Annotated in this window: 17 protein-coding genes; 10 read left to right on the plus strand and 7 right to left on the minus strand. The window is 59.1% G+C overall.

All coding sequences use genetic code 11. From position 1 onward, the window contains the following. The first annotated feature begins 46 nt into the window (after nucleotides 1-46). The gene (locus QMK50_RS02820) at nucleotides 47-601 is read left to right on the plus strand and encodes a DinB family protein (RefSeq protein WP_095169853.1); all 555 of its coding nucleotides are present in this window, start codon (nucleotides 47-49) and stop codon (nucleotides 599-601) included. A gap of 2 nt (nucleotides 602-603) precedes the next feature. Here QMK50_RS02820 and QMK50_RS02825 read toward each other — a convergent pair whose 3' ends face one another. Together QMK50_RS02825 and QMK50_RS02830 are read right to left on the minus strand one after the other, a co-directional pair. Further along, the gene (locus QMK50_RS02825; protein WP_320332478.1) at nucleotides 604-1,632 is read right to left on the minus strand and encodes an LLM class oxidoreductase; all 1,029 of its coding nucleotides are present in this window, start codon (nucleotides 1,630-1,632) and stop codon (nucleotides 604-606) included. After that, nucleotides 1,629-3,062, minus strand: coding sequence for an MFS transporter (locus tag QMK50_RS02830; RefSeq protein ID WP_320332479.1), 1,434 nt, complete (start codon nucleotides 3,060-3,062; stop codon nucleotides 1,629-1,631). Before QMK50_RS02830 ends, QMK50_RS02825 begins: the two co-directional genes overlap by 4 nt. Nucleotides 3,063-3,191: 129 nt before the next feature. Here QMK50_RS02830 and QMK50_RS02835 point away from each other — a divergent pair, with 129 nt between their 5' ends. The 4 genes from QMK50_RS02835 (at nucleotide 3,192) to QMK50_RS02850 (ending at nucleotide 6,351) form a co-directional block, all read left to right on the plus strand. Further along, nucleotides 3,192-4,082, plus strand: coding sequence for a LysR substrate-binding domain-containing protein (locus QMK50_RS02835; protein ID WP_159996599.1), 891 nt, complete (start codon nucleotides 3,192-3,194; stop codon nucleotides 4,080-4,082). Between the two features lie 319 nt (nucleotides 4,083-4,401). Beyond that, the gene (locus QMK50_RS02840; protein WP_320334485.1) at nucleotides 4,402-4,779 is read left to right on the plus strand and encodes a cytochrome c; all 378 of its coding nucleotides are present in this window, start codon (nucleotides 4,402-4,404) and stop codon (nucleotides 4,777-4,779) included. A gap of 195 nt (nucleotides 4,780-4,974) precedes the next feature. Further along, nucleotides 4,975-5,265 carry a hypothetical protein gene (locus tag QMK50_RS02845; protein ID WP_320332480.1) on the plus strand — a complete coding sequence of 97 codons (291 nt, stop codon included), beginning with the start codon at nucleotides 4,975-4,977 and terminating at the stop codon, nucleotides 5,263-5,265. A gap of 39 nt (nucleotides 5,266-5,304) precedes the next feature. After that, nucleotides 5,305-6,351 carry an alpha/beta hydrolase family protein gene (locus QMK50_RS02850; protein WP_320332481.1) on the plus strand — a complete coding sequence of 349 codons (1,047 nt, stop codon included), beginning with the start codon at nucleotides 5,305-5,307 and terminating at the stop codon, nucleotides 6,349-6,351. 12 nt (nucleotides 6,352-6,363) lie between these two features. Here QMK50_RS02850 and QMK50_RS02855 read toward each other — a convergent pair whose 3' ends face one another. Further along, a complete protein-coding gene (locus tag QMK50_RS02855; RefSeq protein ID WP_320332482.1) occupies nucleotides 6,364-6,927 on the minus strand; it encodes a dihydrofolate reductase family protein in 564 nt (187 codons plus the stop codon). An 88-nt stretch (nucleotides 6,928-7,015) separates the two neighbouring features. Beyond that, complete coding sequence (locus tag QMK50_RS02860; protein ID WP_320332483.1) at nucleotides 7,016-7,453, minus strand: NUDIX hydrolase; 438 nt, start codon at nucleotides 7,451-7,453, stop codon at nucleotides 7,016-7,018. A 208-nt stretch (nucleotides 7,454-7,661) separates the two neighbouring features. Here QMK50_RS02860 and QMK50_RS02865 point away from each other — a divergent pair, with 208 nt between their 5' ends. After that, nucleotides 7,662-8,531: an AraC family transcriptional regulator gene (locus QMK50_RS02865; RefSeq protein ID WP_320332484.1), complete on the plus strand. Its 870-nt coding sequence runs from the start codon at nucleotides 7,662-7,664 to the stop codon at nucleotides 8,529-8,531. A gap of 156 nt (nucleotides 8,532-8,687) precedes the next feature. Here the strand turns inward: QMK50_RS02865 and QMK50_RS02870 are convergent, their stop codons facing one another. Beyond that, nucleotides 8,688-9,098, minus strand: a complete 411-nt coding sequence (locus tag QMK50_RS02870) for a VOC family protein (RefSeq protein WP_177082905.1) — start codon at nucleotides 9,096-9,098, stop codon at nucleotides 8,688-8,690. A 155-nt stretch (nucleotides 9,099-9,253) separates the two neighbouring features. Beyond that, nucleotides 9,254-10,705 (minus strand): DUF1254 domain-containing protein, encoded by a 1,452-nt coding sequence (locus QMK50_RS02875; RefSeq protein WP_202982091.1) that lies wholly within the window; start codon nucleotides 10,703-10,705, stop codon nucleotides 9,254-9,256. Nucleotides 10,706-11,151: 446 nt separating this feature from the next. On the opposite strand from QMK50_RS02875, the gene QMK50_RS02880 reads away from it, so the two are divergent. The 4 genes from QMK50_RS02880 to QMK50_RS02895 all read left to right on the plus strand — a co-directional run bounded on the left by QMK50_RS02880 (nucleotide 11,152) and on the right by QMK50_RS02895 (nucleotide 13,983). Next, on the plus strand, nucleotides 11,152-11,928 hold the full coding sequence (locus QMK50_RS02880; protein WP_320332485.1) for an AraC family transcriptional regulator: 777 nt from the start codon (nucleotides 11,152-11,154) through the stop codon (nucleotides 11,926-11,928). A gap of 104 nt (nucleotides 11,929-12,032) precedes the next feature. Next, nucleotides 12,033-12,971 (plus strand): DMT family transporter, encoded by a 939-nt coding sequence (locus tag QMK50_RS02885; RefSeq protein WP_320332486.1) that lies wholly within the window; start codon nucleotides 12,033-12,035, stop codon nucleotides 12,969-12,971. A 447-nt stretch (nucleotides 12,972-13,418) separates the two neighbouring features. Then, complete coding sequence (locus tag QMK50_RS02890) at nucleotides 13,419-13,754, plus strand: hypothetical protein (RefSeq protein ID WP_320332487.1); 336 nt, start codon at nucleotides 13,419-13,421, stop codon at nucleotides 13,752-13,754. Nucleotides 13,755-13,764: 10 nt separating this feature from the next. Then, a complete protein-coding gene (locus QMK50_RS02895; RefSeq protein WP_320332488.1) occupies nucleotides 13,765-13,983 on the plus strand; it encodes a hypothetical protein in 219 nt (72 codons plus the stop codon). A 45-nt stretch (nucleotides 13,984-14,028) separates the two neighbouring features. On the opposite strand, the gene QMK50_RS02900 is transcribed toward QMK50_RS02895, so the two are convergent. Next, a complete protein-coding gene (locus tag QMK50_RS02900) occupies nucleotides 14,029-15,351 on the minus strand; it encodes a PLP-dependent aminotransferase family protein (RefSeq protein WP_320332489.1) in 1,323 nt (440 codons plus the stop codon). Nucleotides 15,352-15,443 lie beyond the last annotated feature (92 nt).

Below are 15,443 nucleotides of genomic sequence, written 5' to 3' on the forward strand. Positions count from 1 at the left end.
AACCGAGCCGGCTTCCCCGCTAGCTGCTGGTAAAAGGATGAGCACCATGACCCGCACCCGCCACATCCACCTGATGGCGACCTATAACCAGTGGATGAACAGCAGGATTTATCAGGCCGCCCGGAGCCTGCCAGACGAAGAACTGTGCATGGATCGTAAAGCCTTCTTTGGTTCGATTCTGCGGACCTTGAACCACCTGGTGGCCGGCGACACGGTCTGGCTGCAGCGCTTCGCCACGCACCCAGCGAACTACCTGGCACTGGGTGCGATTGGCCAATTTCCCGTCAGCAGCCTGGACCAGTTGCTGTTCCCGGATATCCGCGAACTGTCGGCACATCGAGAGTGGCTCGATGAGCAAATTGTCGAGTGGTCTGGCTGCATTACCGAGTCGGACCTGGATCACACCCTCCATTACAGCAGCATGAAGGGTGTACCTGCCGACAAGAACTTCTACGCGTTGCTCATGCACTTTTTCAACCATCAGACCCATCACCGCGGACAAGTGACGACCTTGCTGTCACAGGCGGGTGTCGACATGGGGGATACGGACCTGGTCATACTTGTTCCGTCCGAGCCTGGCGCACTGGATAGCTCGCGCTGAACTCACCATGCCACCTTGAAGCCCGCAGGCCCCTGATGCGACGGAAACAGTGGCAGGACTTCTTCGGCCAGTTCCTGGACGACTTCTGCGGTCGGTCGCTGGGAGAACTGGATGCCCAAGGCGGCATGGTTGACCCCGGCAGCGCGCCACTCACCCAGCAACTCAATCAAGCCTTTACGCCCGGTACGCAGCACATATCCCCCCTGTATCGGTGTGCGCGGGTGGTTGGGGTCGTCAACCAGATCGAGCCACTCATTGGTCATGTGGGGCCGGAACCCGCCGTCTGCAATCAACCCCCGCCAGGCCTGGATCTTTGCCGCCAGGCGTTTCGGCCCTTCAGGTGTATGGGTCGCTTCGGGAAAGGTCAGCCAGCCATCCGCCTGTTCTGCGATCCAGGCGGGTGACTGGCGGGACGAACCGGTCACCATCAAGGGTATGACTCCCGCCACGGGTTGCGGCAAGAACTCAGCGCCGGTGATCCGGCCCAAGGGCGAATCGACGGAGGGCGTTTGCCCACCGGTGAGCTGACGAAAATACGCCACCGCCTGGGCAAACCGCTGGCCACGCTCGGCGTGCTGCAGACCGTAGGCGGGAAACTCTAGCGGCCGGTCACCCGAGGCAATGCCCAGGACCAAGCGGCCGCCCGACAGCTGGTCGATCGTCGCCGAGGCCTTGGCCAGGTCGATGGGATGGCGCAGCGAAAAAATCGCACTGCCGGTTGCCAACGCAATGGTCTTGGTCTGGGCGGCCAGGAACGCCAAGTACGTGAAGGGGTCGAACACCTGGCCGGCATCACCGAACGCCGGATCGAACAGCGGCACGTCCCTCACCCAGACGGCGGCAAAACCCAGGCGGTCAATGTCCCTGACCATCTGCGCCTGCCCCGCCAGCACCGCCATGTCACCTTGATAGAAGCGCAAGGGCAGGAAAATCCCCAGTGTCAGTTCATCGGACGCGAACATGCGTCGGTAGCCGGGATGGCTGGCGAACGCCCAAGAGGATTTGCCGACGCCATGATCGATGCAGTTCATGCTCGTTCTCCAGGTTCAAGCGCCTGGAGCGGGCATGGTAAGGGCGATGCACCCGCAGACTTGCCGGGCAGGATGAGCGCGGCACAGACCACACCGATCACCACCATGCCGGCGGAGACCAAAATGGCATAGCTGAAGCCTTGCACCGCGCTTCCACCATCGGCCAGCACGGCGATGCTGACTGCCACACCCATCGCCAGGCCCACGGCTGAACCCACCTCTTGAGTGGTGGTCAGCATGCCGCCGGCCAAGCCGTGGTCGACCGCATCAATGCCCTCGATCCCGGCCACCGTCCAGGCGGGAAACGCCACCCCGTAGCCAATCCCCGCCAACAAGGTGCCGGGAAGAATCGAGGCAGCCCAGGAGGCGTCCGCTGCCAGTGAGGCACCCAGCAGCGCCAGGCCGCCGATGAACAGGGTCATGCCGCCGAGGATGACCGGCTTGGTAGTGACCCTGGCTATCAAGGTCGGCCCGACCCAGGCGCTGGAGAGCGTGAAGGCAATCGCCATCGGCAGCAGCCCCATTCCGGTCTGGGTGGCGCTGAAGCCGAGGATTTCCTGCATGTACAGCGCCACGACCACAAAGGTCGGACCCAGCGCGGTGTTCGCCAGCAGCGAGACCAGGTTGGCCCCACCGGTCATGCGCCGCCAGAAAATCGGGATCGGCATCAACGGCTGTTTGACCTTGCTTTCGACCCAGACGAACAAGGCCAGCAACCCCATGGCCAGGGCGATCAATCCATAGGTGATGGGCGACGCGAGGCCCACGTGTTCGCTGTTGGCAAAGGCGAACACCAGCGTTGCAGCACCCGCCGCCACCAGCACTGCACCGCCGGCGTCCAGGCGCCCCGCAGCCCTTGCCCCCTCGCGCTGACCCACCGGGAGATTACCCGCCAGGGCAATCACCAACACGCCAACGGGCACGTTGATCCACAGCACCCAGCGCCAGCCCATGAGGTCAGTGATGATGCCACCCAGGATCAAGCCCGCGACAAATCCTGTCGCGGCCACGGCCGTCCAGGCCCCCAGCGCTCGATTACGCGATTGCTCATCGGTAAACAGGGCCAGCAATAACGAAAAGGCCGCTGGCGAAAACAACGCCGCACCAAAACCCTGCAAGGCCCGGGTGAAGATCAGCATCGCCGGGCTCTGTGAAAAACCCCCGAGCAACGAACCGAGGGTAAAGATAACCAGCCCGAGCAGAAACACGCGCCGGCGGCCAAACAGGTCGGCCGCTCGCCCACCCAACAGCAGGAACCCGGCAATGGCCACGCCGTACGCATTGATCACCCACTGCAAGGCGCCGGGGGTAAAGCCCAGGCTTTGCTGAATCTGCGGCAGGGGAATCATGGTGATGGAGAAGTCGAGCAGTGCAACGAATTGGGTAGTGCACAGCAATATGAGGCAGAGCCGCCAACGAGGGTTGTTCATACAGGTATCCTGATAGATATAGTTTTACTAAAGCTTCTTAGTCGCGCTAAACGAACGGTATAATCGCTGGCGTGCTGCTCCAGCGGAAACGATCATTTCTGCGCACTGACTTTAGGAAAACTAAACCTTATGGCCACCTCACTGCCCCTGCTCGCCCTGCGCACCTTCGTCGAGGTTGGCCAGCGCGGCAGCATCAAGGCTGCCGCTCAAGCGCTGAGTGTCACCTCCGGTGCGGTCAGCCAACAGATCCGCCTGCTGGAAGATCGGATCGGCCTGGCGCTTTTCACTCGCCAGAGAAGCGGCTTGCGCCTGACCGAAGCGGGAGCCAGCGTTCACCCTTCCCTGCTCCAGGCGTTCGAGCAAATGGAGCAAGCGCTGCAGTCGCTGGAACAGATCAAGTCTCGCCAGACCCTGACGGTCAGCACGGTCGCAACGTTCGCCGCGTCGTGGCTGGTGCCGCGCCTGGGGCGTTTCAACCTGCGCCACCCGCACATTGAGGTGCGGGTCGAGGCGACCTCCGCCGTGATCGACATGCGCCGCGATCATGTGGATGTGGCCCTGCGACATGGCTTGGGGGTCTACCCCAACCTGCACGTCAGCCGCCTGATGGCGCCCGTCCTGGTGCCGGTGGCCAGCCCCGGGTTCATGGCCGACCACTCCATGCCTGAAGAACCGCAGGAGTGCCTCGACTTTCCACTGCTGCACGACTCTGACCGGGCAGACTGGCCCCTGTGGCTGACCGCACACGGCGTGGCGAAAGACCCGCGCGCAGAACGCGGGACGGCGTTTGAAGATGACTTTCTGCTGATCCGCGCAGCGGAGGCCGGCCAGGGGCTGGCCCTGGTGCCCGTGGAATACGCAAGAGACGAAATCGCCGCCGGCCGCCTCGTGCAAGTCATGGATAAACCTTGGCCGGCACGCTTTGCCTACTACGTCGTGACGCAACCGGAGGCGATGCAGCGCGATGAGGTCAAGGCGTTCGTTGCGTGGGTCATGGAAGAAGCCCAGGGCATGAATTAGAGGCACCCCTGCGGCTAATGCTGATCAGTTAAGCGACGCCGTCCATTGTGGGAGCGGGCTCGCCCGCGATGGCGGTGTGTCAGGCAACATCGATGTTGGCTGTGCTGGCCTCATCGCGAGCAAGCCGCAAGCGGGCGCTCGCTCCTACAGTGATTTTGGTTGTTCACAGATTCTGTATGCACCACATCAAACCTGTGGGAGCGGGCTCGCCCGCGATGGCGGTGTGTGGGCAGCGCAAATGGTTGTGTGTGCCGACACGCGGGCTGATATCTTTGCCGCGCGCCGAAACGCGGCCACTCCATCAAGGAAGATGAAAACCATGAAAGTATTATTGATCGCTTCGCTAGGACTTTTCTCGCTGACGCAGACCGCACTGTCCTTGGCCGATAATGCCAACGGCAAGAATCTTTTTACCCAGAGATGCTCCATGTGTCATGGAGCGGATATCAAGGGAACTGGACCTCTGGCCAACAAAAGCAACCCGCCGACACCGGACCTGACCACAGCCACTTTCAAGAAACGCTTGCATGATTATCCGGGCGTTATTGTCTCCTCGATTATCCTGCGCCCCAATGGCGACCTGATTCCCCGGACCTTGCGCGAGAATGGCGTAAAGGTGGCGCCGCACGCGTGGAGCGTTAACGATTTTCGCGATTTGAATCAGTACATGAGTGCTGTGATTGCAAAAACCCGATGATTATCAGTTTGACGGTTTGAATCGACAGCAGACCTGCCCACTCGTCTTTCGACTGCTCTGAATTCACCTCAGGTTAGTGCTGGGGCGCACATCTGTGGCGTTTGGCGAGCCACTTTCAAGGCGCCTGCTATAGTCAGCCGGGTCGGTTCAAGGCTATAGCTGCAGGTAAAAAACAAACTACTCAGGAGTTTGATTATGCGAATTCTATCGGCCACTGCGTGCATATTCCTGTTATCCCTGGCATTGCCAACGCTGTCCTTTGCCGGTTCGGACTGTGACGATGCGGGCAGTGCAAGTGACGTCAGAAACTGTTTAAAAAACAACAACGATCAAAAAGGTAAAGGCAATTGTAATGACAATGGCAATTGCGCCAAGGCCAAGGACAAAGCCAAAAACAACGATTACGATGACGATCACTCGGTCAGTTGCATGAAGATCAACAACCTGACCTTGCGCCGTGAGTGCCTTGACCGGCGTAGAGATTGAATGAACTGATGTGATAGCGGGATCAAGGAAGAAACCACATTGAAAATAGCTTTTGGCACCCTGCTGTTGACCGGGCTGACGACTATCGCACTCGCTGACGAAAGCGCTGTCGGCTTCCAATCTTCCACGCTGGTGGACGCGCACAATGACCGCGCACTGCAGATGGTGGTCTGGTACCCCAGTGCAACCACCACCGCCACACAACTGATCGGCGATGATGCGGTGTTTGCCGGGGCGGCTGCGGTTCGTGACGCACCGCCCGCGGCTGGCAAGCATCCGTTGCTGGTGCTCTCGCACGGGTACAGAGGTAACTGGAGCAACCAGATCTGGCTCGCCAGTGCGCTGGCTCACAGGGGTTACATCGTCGCCGCCATCAATCACCCGGGTTCCACCACCCATGACCGCAGCCCTCACGCAGCGGCGCAGTTATGGCAGCGCCCGGTTGATGTGAGCCGTGCCATTGATAGTGTGACCACTCAACCTGAAAAATTCGGCGCGGTGGCCAAAGACCGAATTGCCGTGGCTGGCCATTCACTCGGCGGCTGGACCGCCCTGGAGATCGCCGGCGCGCGATTCGACCCAGACCGCTTCGCCCAAGACTGCAAGGCACACCCGCAGTTAACCAGTTGCAGCGTCTATGCACGGATGAACCCGGCAAGCACCTCACAATCAAAAGCCGCATTGACCGCCGATTTGCGTGATCAACGTGTCACTGCCGTGGTCACACTAGACGTGGGGCTTTCACGGGGCATGACTGATGCGAGCCTGGCGGCGCTGCCGATTCCCGCGCTGGTAATCGCTGCCGGCGCCCCTTCGCGTGATCTTCCTGCGCAGTTGGAGTCTGCCAACCTGGCCAAACGTCTGCCGGCGGCTTCAAGTCGTTACGTCGAAATCAGCGACGCGAGCCACTTCACTTTCTTGTCGGTGTGCAAACCGGGGGCGCAGGCACTGCTCGAAGAGGAGGTACCAGGCGATGGCATCATTTGCCAGGATGGCGACAGCGCACGTGCACGTGGGGTGATTCAACAGCAGGTGACTTCGCTGATCGCGGGGTTTCTTGAGACATCTGCCGCCAGGCAACCCTGACCTTGTCCAGTATCAACCCATGCAATCAACCGGTGCGAGCACTTGATAACGACTCTGGACAAATCCGTTATCCGATACTGATGAGGCAATCAGGCGTAAGCCCAGCTCATCAGCAAACTGGCTGAACAGTGGAATGCCTTTGCCCAACAACACTGGAATGCGCGTGATGACAATCTCGTTGATCAATCCCGCAGCAAGGAAAGCCTGGATGGTCTGCCCTCCATCTATGTAGAGATGCTTGAGACCTCGCGCCGCCAACTGCTCGACGATGTGTGCCGGGTCGCCGGCCAGCACATCGATCTTGCTCCTCAGTTCTTGTGGCAGCGCCACCTCCCCATGCGAGAGCACTACGACTGGCGTGTTGTCGTAGGGCCATTGAGGAAAGGACAGCACCTTGTCCAGGGTCTTGCGTCCCATGACGATGGCATCAACCGTGGTCATGAATTCGTCGTAATTGAGCCCCTTCAAAGCCGCGCACTCGTACTCGGGCCGATGAAGCCACTCGATATCGCCATCAATCCTGGCAATGAAGCCGTCAACGCTGGCCGCGATGAACACCGAGCATTTTCTATCCATAGTCTGGGAACCTCCTGTTTGGGCGGTGTTTATAGCATGAGCTGACGCCCGAAATTCTTGGGGAAAAGATGATCACGCTGTAGTTACATCAACGCCGCTTGTCCTCCAAGTGCCCACGCGCTTGCAAGACCCCGCACAAGAAGTCCAGCGCTCGACGAAAAACAGGATGGCAATCGTCATAGGGTAAGCAGTCGAACGAAGCCCAGAAAAACTCGAAGAGGTGACCATGGTCATCGAGCGTCTGGTGTGACCATTGCTCAGGTAAGGGTCCACCCGCCTGGCAAAGGTGAAACGACCAGATCTGGCCGTGATGAGCGGAGTCCCAGCAGCCTAGATCGTCGACGATTTCGGCGGTGCTTATACCAGACTCTTCCGCCAATTCACGCAGGGCAGCTCGAGCCGGTGTTTCGCCCTGTTCAATGGTTCCCTTCACCAGTTGGACCCCCGCTAGAGGATGCCGGAACAACAGGATCCTGGGTGGCGACGTAGAAGAAAGTACGACTGGGCAGGCCTTGTCAGGACGCATGGCGATTTCCGTATCGGTAATGAGGGCCCGCCATCATACGCGTTCAGCTAATGCGTCAGGGCTGTGGTTGGGTCCTGACTGGCATCGTGAGCTGCAGCCAAGTGATCACATTGGCCAAATCAAAACCGGCCTTGAGCAAACGCGGCTAGGCGCGTGCACGGCGCTATAGTCGACTCTATTGACGACCGTACTTCCAGGAGCTTTTCCAGTGTCTGACATGCCGAGCAATCTCGCTTACACAAAACGCTTCAACGCCGTGCTCGCCTACATTGATGCCAATCTCGAAGGCGACCTGTCGGTGAAGACGTTGAGCCGTGTGGCGAACTTTTCGGCATTTCACTTCCATCGACAATTCACCGCGTTCGTTGGAGTGCCCGTCTCACGCTATGTGCAACTGATGCGACTACGCCGCGCGGCACATCGCCTGGCAGCCCTCGCTGATCACTCGGTACTGGACGCGGCACTCGATGCCGGTTTTGAAAGTCCCGAGGCATTTAGCAGGGCGTTCAGGCGGGCGATCGGGATGACGCCGAGCGCGTTCAGGAAGGAACCGAACTGGCAGGTCTGGAATGCGGTGTTCGCAATCCCTCACTTTTCAAGGACAGTCATCATGCAAGTACGAATCGTAGATTTCCCCGAGGTCAAGGTCGCCGCGCTTGAGCACTGCGGGCCAGCCGGGCTCGTCAGTGAAAGCGTGAACAGGTTCATCGAGTGGCGTATGCACAGTGGACAGTCGCCGGTGGCCTCGTGTCGCACCTTTGGCATTCCCTATAGCAACCCCGATACGACACCTGCACAGGAATTTCGCTTCGCAATCTGCGGCGAGATTCACCAAGCGGTGGTGCCCAATGAGTTCGGCGTGCACGAGATCGTCATCCCCGCCGGCCGTTGCGTCGTGGTACGGCACACGGGGTCACCGGATCACATCGGTGAAACGATCTATCCGATCTACCGCGACTGGCTGCCAACCCGTGGCGAGGAACTGCGTGACCAGCCGCTGTTCTTCCATTACCTGAGTGCCTATCCCGAGACCCCGCGGGATCAATGGCAAACCGATGTGTATGTCCCGCTGCAATAGCGCAGCAAATAGCGTTCGAGCCTGAGCTGACGCTGACGAGTGTCTGTTCAGGGTCGATTTCAGCCGGTTGAGAAACGGCAAAAAGGGGATTTATTTGCCTGAGCAGGCCAGCTTTCAGGAGCCAAATAAATCTGTCCCCTTTTTGCTTCAAAACTGTCAGTCAAAGAACTCCATACCTGCGTATGGATGGCGCCGACATTGCTCAAGCCGCGAAGCCAGACTGCCGACATGCACTTCCAGTCGGTGCCCGTCGGGGTCTGAGAAATAAAACGAGTCACCCTCGCTCGAATTGGTTTTCCACTCGATAACGTTCCGTAACCGCAAGCAAACAGTTACTCCTTCAAAATCGTCCTGCCCCACCGAAAACGCATAGTGAGTGTAATCAGGGTGTTTTTCCGATGCACAGTTCTCATCGAAAGACAAACAAAGCCAGAGATCGCCAAGGGTAAGATAGGCCCCCGTTTCCCAGCGAGCAGCCAGCCTAAAACCGAGTAGCCCCACATAAAATTCGATACTGCGAGGAAGGTTCGCAGTCGCCAACGTAAGGTGATTCAAGCCAGTCAACATGAGCACCTATCCAAAACAAGTCGATGAGAGGGGGTGAGCATACCAACGTCGACTTTTTCAACACAATCGGCCAATAGCAGCCCTTCTGATCGGTTGCTATTGGCAAAAAAGGTAGCCTTGGCCGACACCGACCTACGTGTCAGCAATGGGTCGCACTACTTCGATACCACCAGCGCCGGAGGCTGCCAGCTGCCTTTGCCAGCGGGAAGAATCGAAGGGGGTGCGGTCTTCGGCCAATAGAGGCGCATTACCAGAAAGACGGTGTCGTCAGGCGCGGGCAACCAGTTTGCCTCCTTAGCCTTGCCAGGGGAGTCTTTCTGGATGTACAGCGTCAGTGAGCCATCCGTGTTTTTCTTCATCGCCGACAGCATCGGCGAATTGATCAGGTAACGGTTGAGCGGATTCTTGACCAGCAGTTGGCTCTTGCCGTCGTACATGGTCACTGACCAGAAGGCATTGACTGGCGGCAGTTTGCCGGCCGGGAAAGTCAGCGTGTACTTGCGCTTGCTAGTATCCAGCGTCTGGCCGGTGCCGTCGGTGCGCGTGTTGGGATACATCGCCTCGACGGCGTCGTTGCCGTAGAGGCCGCCTTTCGCGGCACCAGCACGCTTCAGCCAGTCGGCCTTGTAGAACGCTTGGTCGCCGAAGTACGCGCCTACGTTCCAGCCGTTGATTATCTTCGTGCCGCTCGCGAGGAACTTGTCGACCTTCTCGTCACCGGCCTTCATCCCGAGCAGGACCACAGCCTTGTGCTCGAGCGAGAGGTCCTTGAATTCGAAGGTGCGACCTGGTCCCACACCAATGCTCGCCAGCTTGGCCCGGATTTCCTGGTCGTCAACCGATGGCGGCACATACTCCATCGCGGCCGACAGGTACTCGAAGAAGTTGGCCTTGATGCCTTCCGTCGTAGCCGGTACGAAATCAATCTTCGGCGCAGTGGGTGGCGCGGGTTGATGGAGGAAGGCGGAGAGCGGCTGGACCTTGTAGCCCGCTTGCACCTTCTCGACATTCGGCATGTCCTTGGCATTGTAGAGCTGAGTCCGAATGGCGCTCACGGCAAAGGGAGTGGTCGAGGTGAAGACTTTTTTGATGCCGGGAGGGGGCGCGCCTTTCCAATCGGGACCGACCACCATGTAGTCGCCCGCTTCGTTGCCGGTGGCACGGCTGCCGATGTAACCGTAGTTGTAAGTGTTGCCGTCGATCATCTGCACCGAGTAGTAACGCCGCTTGTCCACTGCCGGCACCGAGATAACCATCGGCTCCGCGCGCAGGTCCAGCCAGACAAACGAGTACGGGGTGTCGCTGTTCGGGGTGATGATGGCCGTGTCTTGGTAGGTGAAGACGCGAGGCTCGTTCTTGATCTGGTTGAACGGCGCCTTGTATTGCGGGCCGCCCTTGTCCACAGCATATTCGTGCATCACGGCGTAGTTCATCACCAGCGGCAAGCCGTAGATAAAGCCTTCCTCGGCGATCGCCTTAGTCTGCTCGAGACTGGGTGCGGGTACGCCCTTGGCCACATCGGCCTTGTCTGCCTGCGTGATCGGATCGTTCTTGCTCGCACACCCCGCAAATAACGTTGAACCCACGACGACGAGTGCCGCAGCCATTGTCCAGCCCGGGTTTGACTTCCTGTTCATTTTCACCTCGTTGGTTTAGTGCAAGCTGGCAAGGTTTTTACTGATCGACTGGCATGCCCCCATCCACACACCCAAGGAGTGTAGATCACAGTAAGCCAACATCCCCTTGCGAGCTAAAGGCGAACAGTCAGCAAACTACTGTTATGTGTCCGATATCATTAATGACGGCTGCCTGCGACTGCTATGAGTCAGTTTCTGCCTCTCACCACAGGCAGAAAACGGTCAAGAGCGGTCGTTTGGGGAGGCTAATGGGTGTCCCCTTTTCCGTCCCCTTTTCCAGTTAATCAAGCCGGAAAAAGCGACCGGGCAGTCATTGAAAACCGATGACCCGTCGCATCTCTCCTGAGCGCTCGCGGGAGTGGCACCGGGTTCTCTGACTCAGGCATGATGTGAACCTGAGCTAACGGAGAGGCGCTATGGGCAGTCACGACAACCCAGCGGTTTCACTGGCCTTTCGTTCGTATTCGGGCCAAGTCGAACTGCACGATCACGACTTTCATCAGCTCGTACTGCCGCAGTCCGGCTCCATGGACATCGAAGTCGACGGTCGGGGCGGCAAGGTCGACTGGAGTCAGGGCGTGGTAATTCCTGCCGGTGCTCGCCATGCGTTTCTGGCGCAAAAGACCAATACCTTTCTGGTGCTCGACGTGCCGGCGACGACCTTCGGCGGGCCCAAGAATGTCGACCTGTCGACCAGACTCCTGGCCGACAAACGCTTTTTCCCGGTACGCCCGGAAATCCGCCATTTACTCGATTACGCCAGCCGCAGCGCGCCCCTGCTGACCAGTTCACCTCAGGTGGCGGAGTCCTGGAGTACTTTGCTGCTGTCTTCGCTCACGCTACCGCCCGGAATCATCCCTGAGCATGGTCAGTTCACCCTGGCACGGGCTCTCGCTTACATCGAAAGCCATCTGGACAGCCGGCTCAGCGCCATGGAGATTGCACGAGTGGCAGGTACCAGCGAGCGGCGACTCTACGTGCTGTTCGCTCGGCATTTGAAGAGCACGCCTTTTGCGCATATCGCCACCTTGCGCCTCAACTGTGCCATCGACTTGCTGTGTGAAACCGCGCTGTCGATCACCGAGATCGCCCACCGCGTCGGTTATGCCGATCAAAGCGCACTCACCCACGCCCTGAAAAAGAACCGCGACCTGACCCCGGCCGCGGTGCGCCGAAGTTCGCGGGTAAGGTGAATCCGGCAGGCCTGAACAAATCTTCAGCAGTGCTCATCAATACCCGCCCGGCCGGACCTTTCTATCATTGCCCCACTGACAAGGATAAATCAGACGGGGCGTAGATGACCGAAGCGACGCACACTGCCAAAACACAGGTGTCTGTCAGAGCCGCAGCCTCGGCCTCCGCCATCGGCGTGATCGCGGTGTTGCTGTGGTCATGCCTGGCGTTGCTGACCAGCCTCACCGAAGGCATTCCACCCTTCCAACTGCTGACCCTGAGTTTTGCCGTCGCGTTTGTGGCGAGCCTGTGCATCCTTGGCCGCAACGGCATGGCGGGGTTTCGCAGTTGGCGTCAGCCCTGGTCGGTATGGGCGGTCGGTTTTCTCGGGATATTCGCCTACCACGCGCTGTATTTTTTCGCCCTCAAGGCTGCCCCGGCTACCGAGGCGAGCCTGATCGCCTACCTGTGGCCATTGTTGATTGTGCTGTTCTCGGCCTTCAGCGCGGGGGAACGGCTGCGCAAACGCCAATTGCTCGGCGCGCTGCTGGGGTTGGCCGGTACGGCGTTCATCATGCAACAGCGCGCCTCGGGTGAAGCCGCCGCCATGCCGGTAGCCGGCTACCTGGCCGCCTTCGCCTGCGCGCTGGTCTGGTCGTCCTATTCGGTGATCAACCGCCGCTTCAGCGACGTGCCAAGCAGCATCATTGGTGGCATCTGTGGCCTCGTCGCAGTGGCCGGCCTGGTCTGCCATCTGGCGTTTGAAACCGCGGTCATTCCAAGCACCGGGCAATGGGCGGCCATCGTCGGCCTTGGCCTGGGGCCGGTGGGCCTGGCGTTTTTCGCCTGGGACCACGCCACCAAGCACGGCAGCCTGGCGATGCTCGGCGCTCTCTCCTATCTGGCCCCTCTGATCTCGACCCTGCTGCTGGTGGCCATAGGGCAAAGCCATGCCAGCCCGATCCTGATTATTCCCGCACTGCTGATTATCGTCGGCGCCGTTATCGCCACCTCGCGAACAGGCCAGCCCAACGCCGACATCACTGTTGTAAAGGAGCTGTGAGATGGACCTGATTGCCTCTGAAGGCGCCATAAGAATTCAACGCGACCTGCCACGGCTCAGCGTGGCGCCCACTCGATAACTGTCCCATCATGCTGTGTGATCCCCGCCGGCCAATGAAGCAATTTTGCCGCAGGCCAGAAAGGGGAGCTACTTTTTCAACAGAATCGGCCGTTCTCTGCCTGTCACCACCGACAGCTTTGGCTCGATTTCCGCCAGTTGCGCCAAGCAGAAAACGGCCAACAGCGGACTTTCACAGTCGACTTTTCCATGCCCACTGCGAGCAATTGAAGCGGGTCTGCCAGTACGCCCCCCATAAAACCTCTTGGTGGAACACACAGCCCCGCCCTTCTTCACCCCTCAGGCCCAATGATAGAATTCTCTTTTGAAAAAGGAGTTTCATCTGTGGAAGCTGGAAAAAAGAGTTGCCCTTACTGCGCGGAAGCCATCATGGCTGAAGCCATTTTGTGCAAACACTGCCGATCCGACCTAAGGCAGAAAACACCAACCCCGCCCTGGGGGCCGCTATCATCAGTAACGAGAATGGGCCCGGCCAGCAAGGTCCTCGTCGGCAGCGTTATCGCCATCGCCTTGTATTTGGCTTTCGGTTTTTTTGTCAGTAACAGCTCGCAGGACAAGGAAATAATCCAGGCCCGAGAGGCCAGCGAACTATGCCGTCAGCAAGTAGACAGCTACTCTGGCCCGGAAGTCGGCAAAACCATGATTGAAGAAACCTGTCGAAAGCTTGAAGACGAATTGCGCAAGGGTTTTGGCCACGCACCATAGGCGAGGCCGATTGAAAGAACCCTACGTTTATGTGAGGGAAGACGCGTCGTCGATGCCAGAGGTGCTCGACAAGTTTGATCAGTGGCTAGCTCAGTTCGGTAAACGTTATCTTCATCTGGACTGCACAGGTGACAATTACGAAGGTGTGGTTGTTGACACTGAGCGGCTGGAAGAAATTATCGAGTTGGCTGGACGAGCCGGAATTAAAGCCAGTCTTGAGAGCTTCTAGCGCTGCAATAGAGAGCCTGGCGCAGGTCAGTCGCGAGAACTCAAACTAATAGCCGCAGGCAACTCTGACTTTTTCCAGGGCGAGTTCAAGCGTTGCAACAGGCACTGATCCCAGCGCCACGCGCAGCGCATTAGGCGCATGGGAGGCCGCAGAAAACGGCTCTGCTGTCGTCACCAGGATGTTGTCGCGGCGCAATGCAGCAGCAATGCTCTCGGCCCGCATGTCTTCGGGCAACGGCAGCCACAGGAAGTAGGCGTTTGGATGGGCGAGCAGGTTGATGCCGGCGAAAATGCGGCGGGCCAGTCGTTGCCTATGCGCGGCGTCTTTGCGCTTCAATTGTTCCAGGTCATCCACCACACCTTCTTCGATCCAGCGACACGCCAGTTCGACGGTGAGCGATGGCGAACTCCAGGTGGAGGCGCGCACGGCTTGCTCGAGCGCGGGGATCAGCGATACAGGCGCTGCGATGAAGCCGATACGCAAGCCCGAGGCGACGCTTTTGGAAAGGCCGGAAACGTAGATCGTGCGATTCGGTGCGAGCATGAACAACGGCTTCGGCGCCGGCTCGGCTAGAAACGCATAGGCGCCGTCCTCGATCAAAGCAAAACCGTGTTCCTCGGCCAGCGCTACCAAGCGTTTGCGGTCGGCGGCCGGCATGATCGATCCCAGGGGATTGTGCAGGGTCGGCATCGCATAAAACGCGCGCACCGGACGCCGCTTGCAACTTGCCGCGAGCGCGTCGAGATTGGTCTTGCCATCAGCCAACGGTATAGGCAGAAGTTCAATGCGATGGGCGACGGCCAGCGCTTTGATGCCCGGGTAGGTGAGCGCGTCGACCGCGAGTACATCGCCCGGTTTGAGTAGCGCCATCATCGCGAGCGCCAGCCCTTGCTGCGCGCCATTGACGATCAACACTTGTGATCCGGGGACGCGTACCCCTCGATTGCGCAGGTGTTTCGCCGCGATTTCTCGTTCATGCGCACGCCCGCCATGGGGGGCGTTGCGCAACAAGGCGTCCAGATCGCCCGACAATGCGAGGCTGCGCAGTGCCCGCCTCAGCAACTCGGCTTGTCCGGGAACCGCTGGACTATTGAAGGCCAGGTCAATTATTCCAGCGTCGGATGCCGGTTGCAGACCAAGGTCGCGTGGCACAGAGGTGTCGCGCACGAAGGTGCCACGGCCCATTTCACCCACCACCAGGCCCATCGATTCCAACGTGCGGTAGACCCGCGCGGCTGTCGCAAGCGCAATCCCATGTTCGCCCATCAAGCGGCGTACCGTCGGCAGTTGGGTTCCAGGGCGCAAACGTCCGCTGCGAATATTTTCCGCTAGCTGGTCAGCAATGGTTTTGTAGCGTGGCATCGTCATTCAATGTACCTAGAACAATTCTTTGTGTGTATCAGGTGCCGAGCGTAGGCTCCACTACCACACAAAACAAGGAGGCGAGTTCGGCCCGCAGG

Origin of the sequence: Pseudomonas sp. P5_152 (assembly GCF_033989915.1) — a bacterium.
Classification (GTDB): Bacteria; Pseudomonadota; Gammaproteobacteria; order Pseudomonadales; family Pseudomonadaceae; genus Aquipseudomonas.

Coding starts and splice junctions, on each gene's coding strand:
- QMK50_RS02820 (WP_095169853.1), top strand. CDS start 47: ATGACCCGCACCCGCCACATCCACCTGATGGCGACCTATAACCAGTGG.
- QMK50_RS02825 (WP_320332478.1), bottom strand. CDS start 1,632: ATGAACTGCATCGATCATGGCGTCGGCAAATCCTCTTGGGCGTTCGCC.
- QMK50_RS02830 (WP_320332479.1), bottom strand. CDS start 3,062: ATGAACAACCCTCGTTGGCGGCTCTGCCTCATATTGCTGTGCACTACC.
- QMK50_RS02835 (WP_159996599.1), top strand. CDS start 3,192: ATGGCCACCTCACTGCCCCTGCTCGCCCTGCGCACCTTCGTCGAGGTT.
- QMK50_RS02840 (WP_320334485.1), top strand. CDS start 4,402: ATGAAAGTATTATTGATCGCTTCGCTAGGACTTTTCTCGCTGACGCAG.
- QMK50_RS02845 (WP_320332480.1), top strand. CDS start 4,975: ATGCGAATTCTATCGGCCACTGCGTGCATATTCCTGTTATCCCTGGCA.
- QMK50_RS02855 (WP_320332482.1), bottom strand. CDS start 6,927: ATGGATAGAAAATGCTCGGTGTTCATCGCGGCCAGCGTTGACGGCTTC.
- QMK50_RS02860 (WP_320332483.1), bottom strand. CDS start 7,453: ATGCGTCCTGACAAGGCCTGCCCAGTCGTACTTTCTTCTACGTCGCCA.
- QMK50_RS02870 (WP_177082905.1), bottom strand. CDS start 9,098: ATGTTGACTGGCTTGAATCACCTTACGTTGGCGACTGCGAACCTTCCT.
- QMK50_RS02875 (WP_202982091.1), bottom strand. CDS start 10,705: ATGGCTGCGGCACTCGTCGTCGTGGGTTCAACGTTATTTGCGGGGTGT.
- QMK50_RS02880 (WP_320332485.1), top strand. CDS start 11,152: ATGGGCAGTCACGACAACCCAGCGGTTTCACTGGCCTTTCGTTCGTAT.
- QMK50_RS02885 (WP_320332486.1), top strand. CDS start 12,033: ATGACCGAAGCGACGCACACTGCCAAAACACAGGTGTCTGTCAGAGCC.
- QMK50_RS02890 (WP_320332487.1), top strand. CDS start 13,419: ATGGCTGAAGCCATTTTGTGCAAACACTGCCGATCCGACCTAAGGCAG.
- QMK50_RS02900 (WP_320332489.1), bottom strand. CDS start 15,351: ATGACGATGCCACGCTACAAAACCATTGCTGACCAGCTAGCGGAAAAT.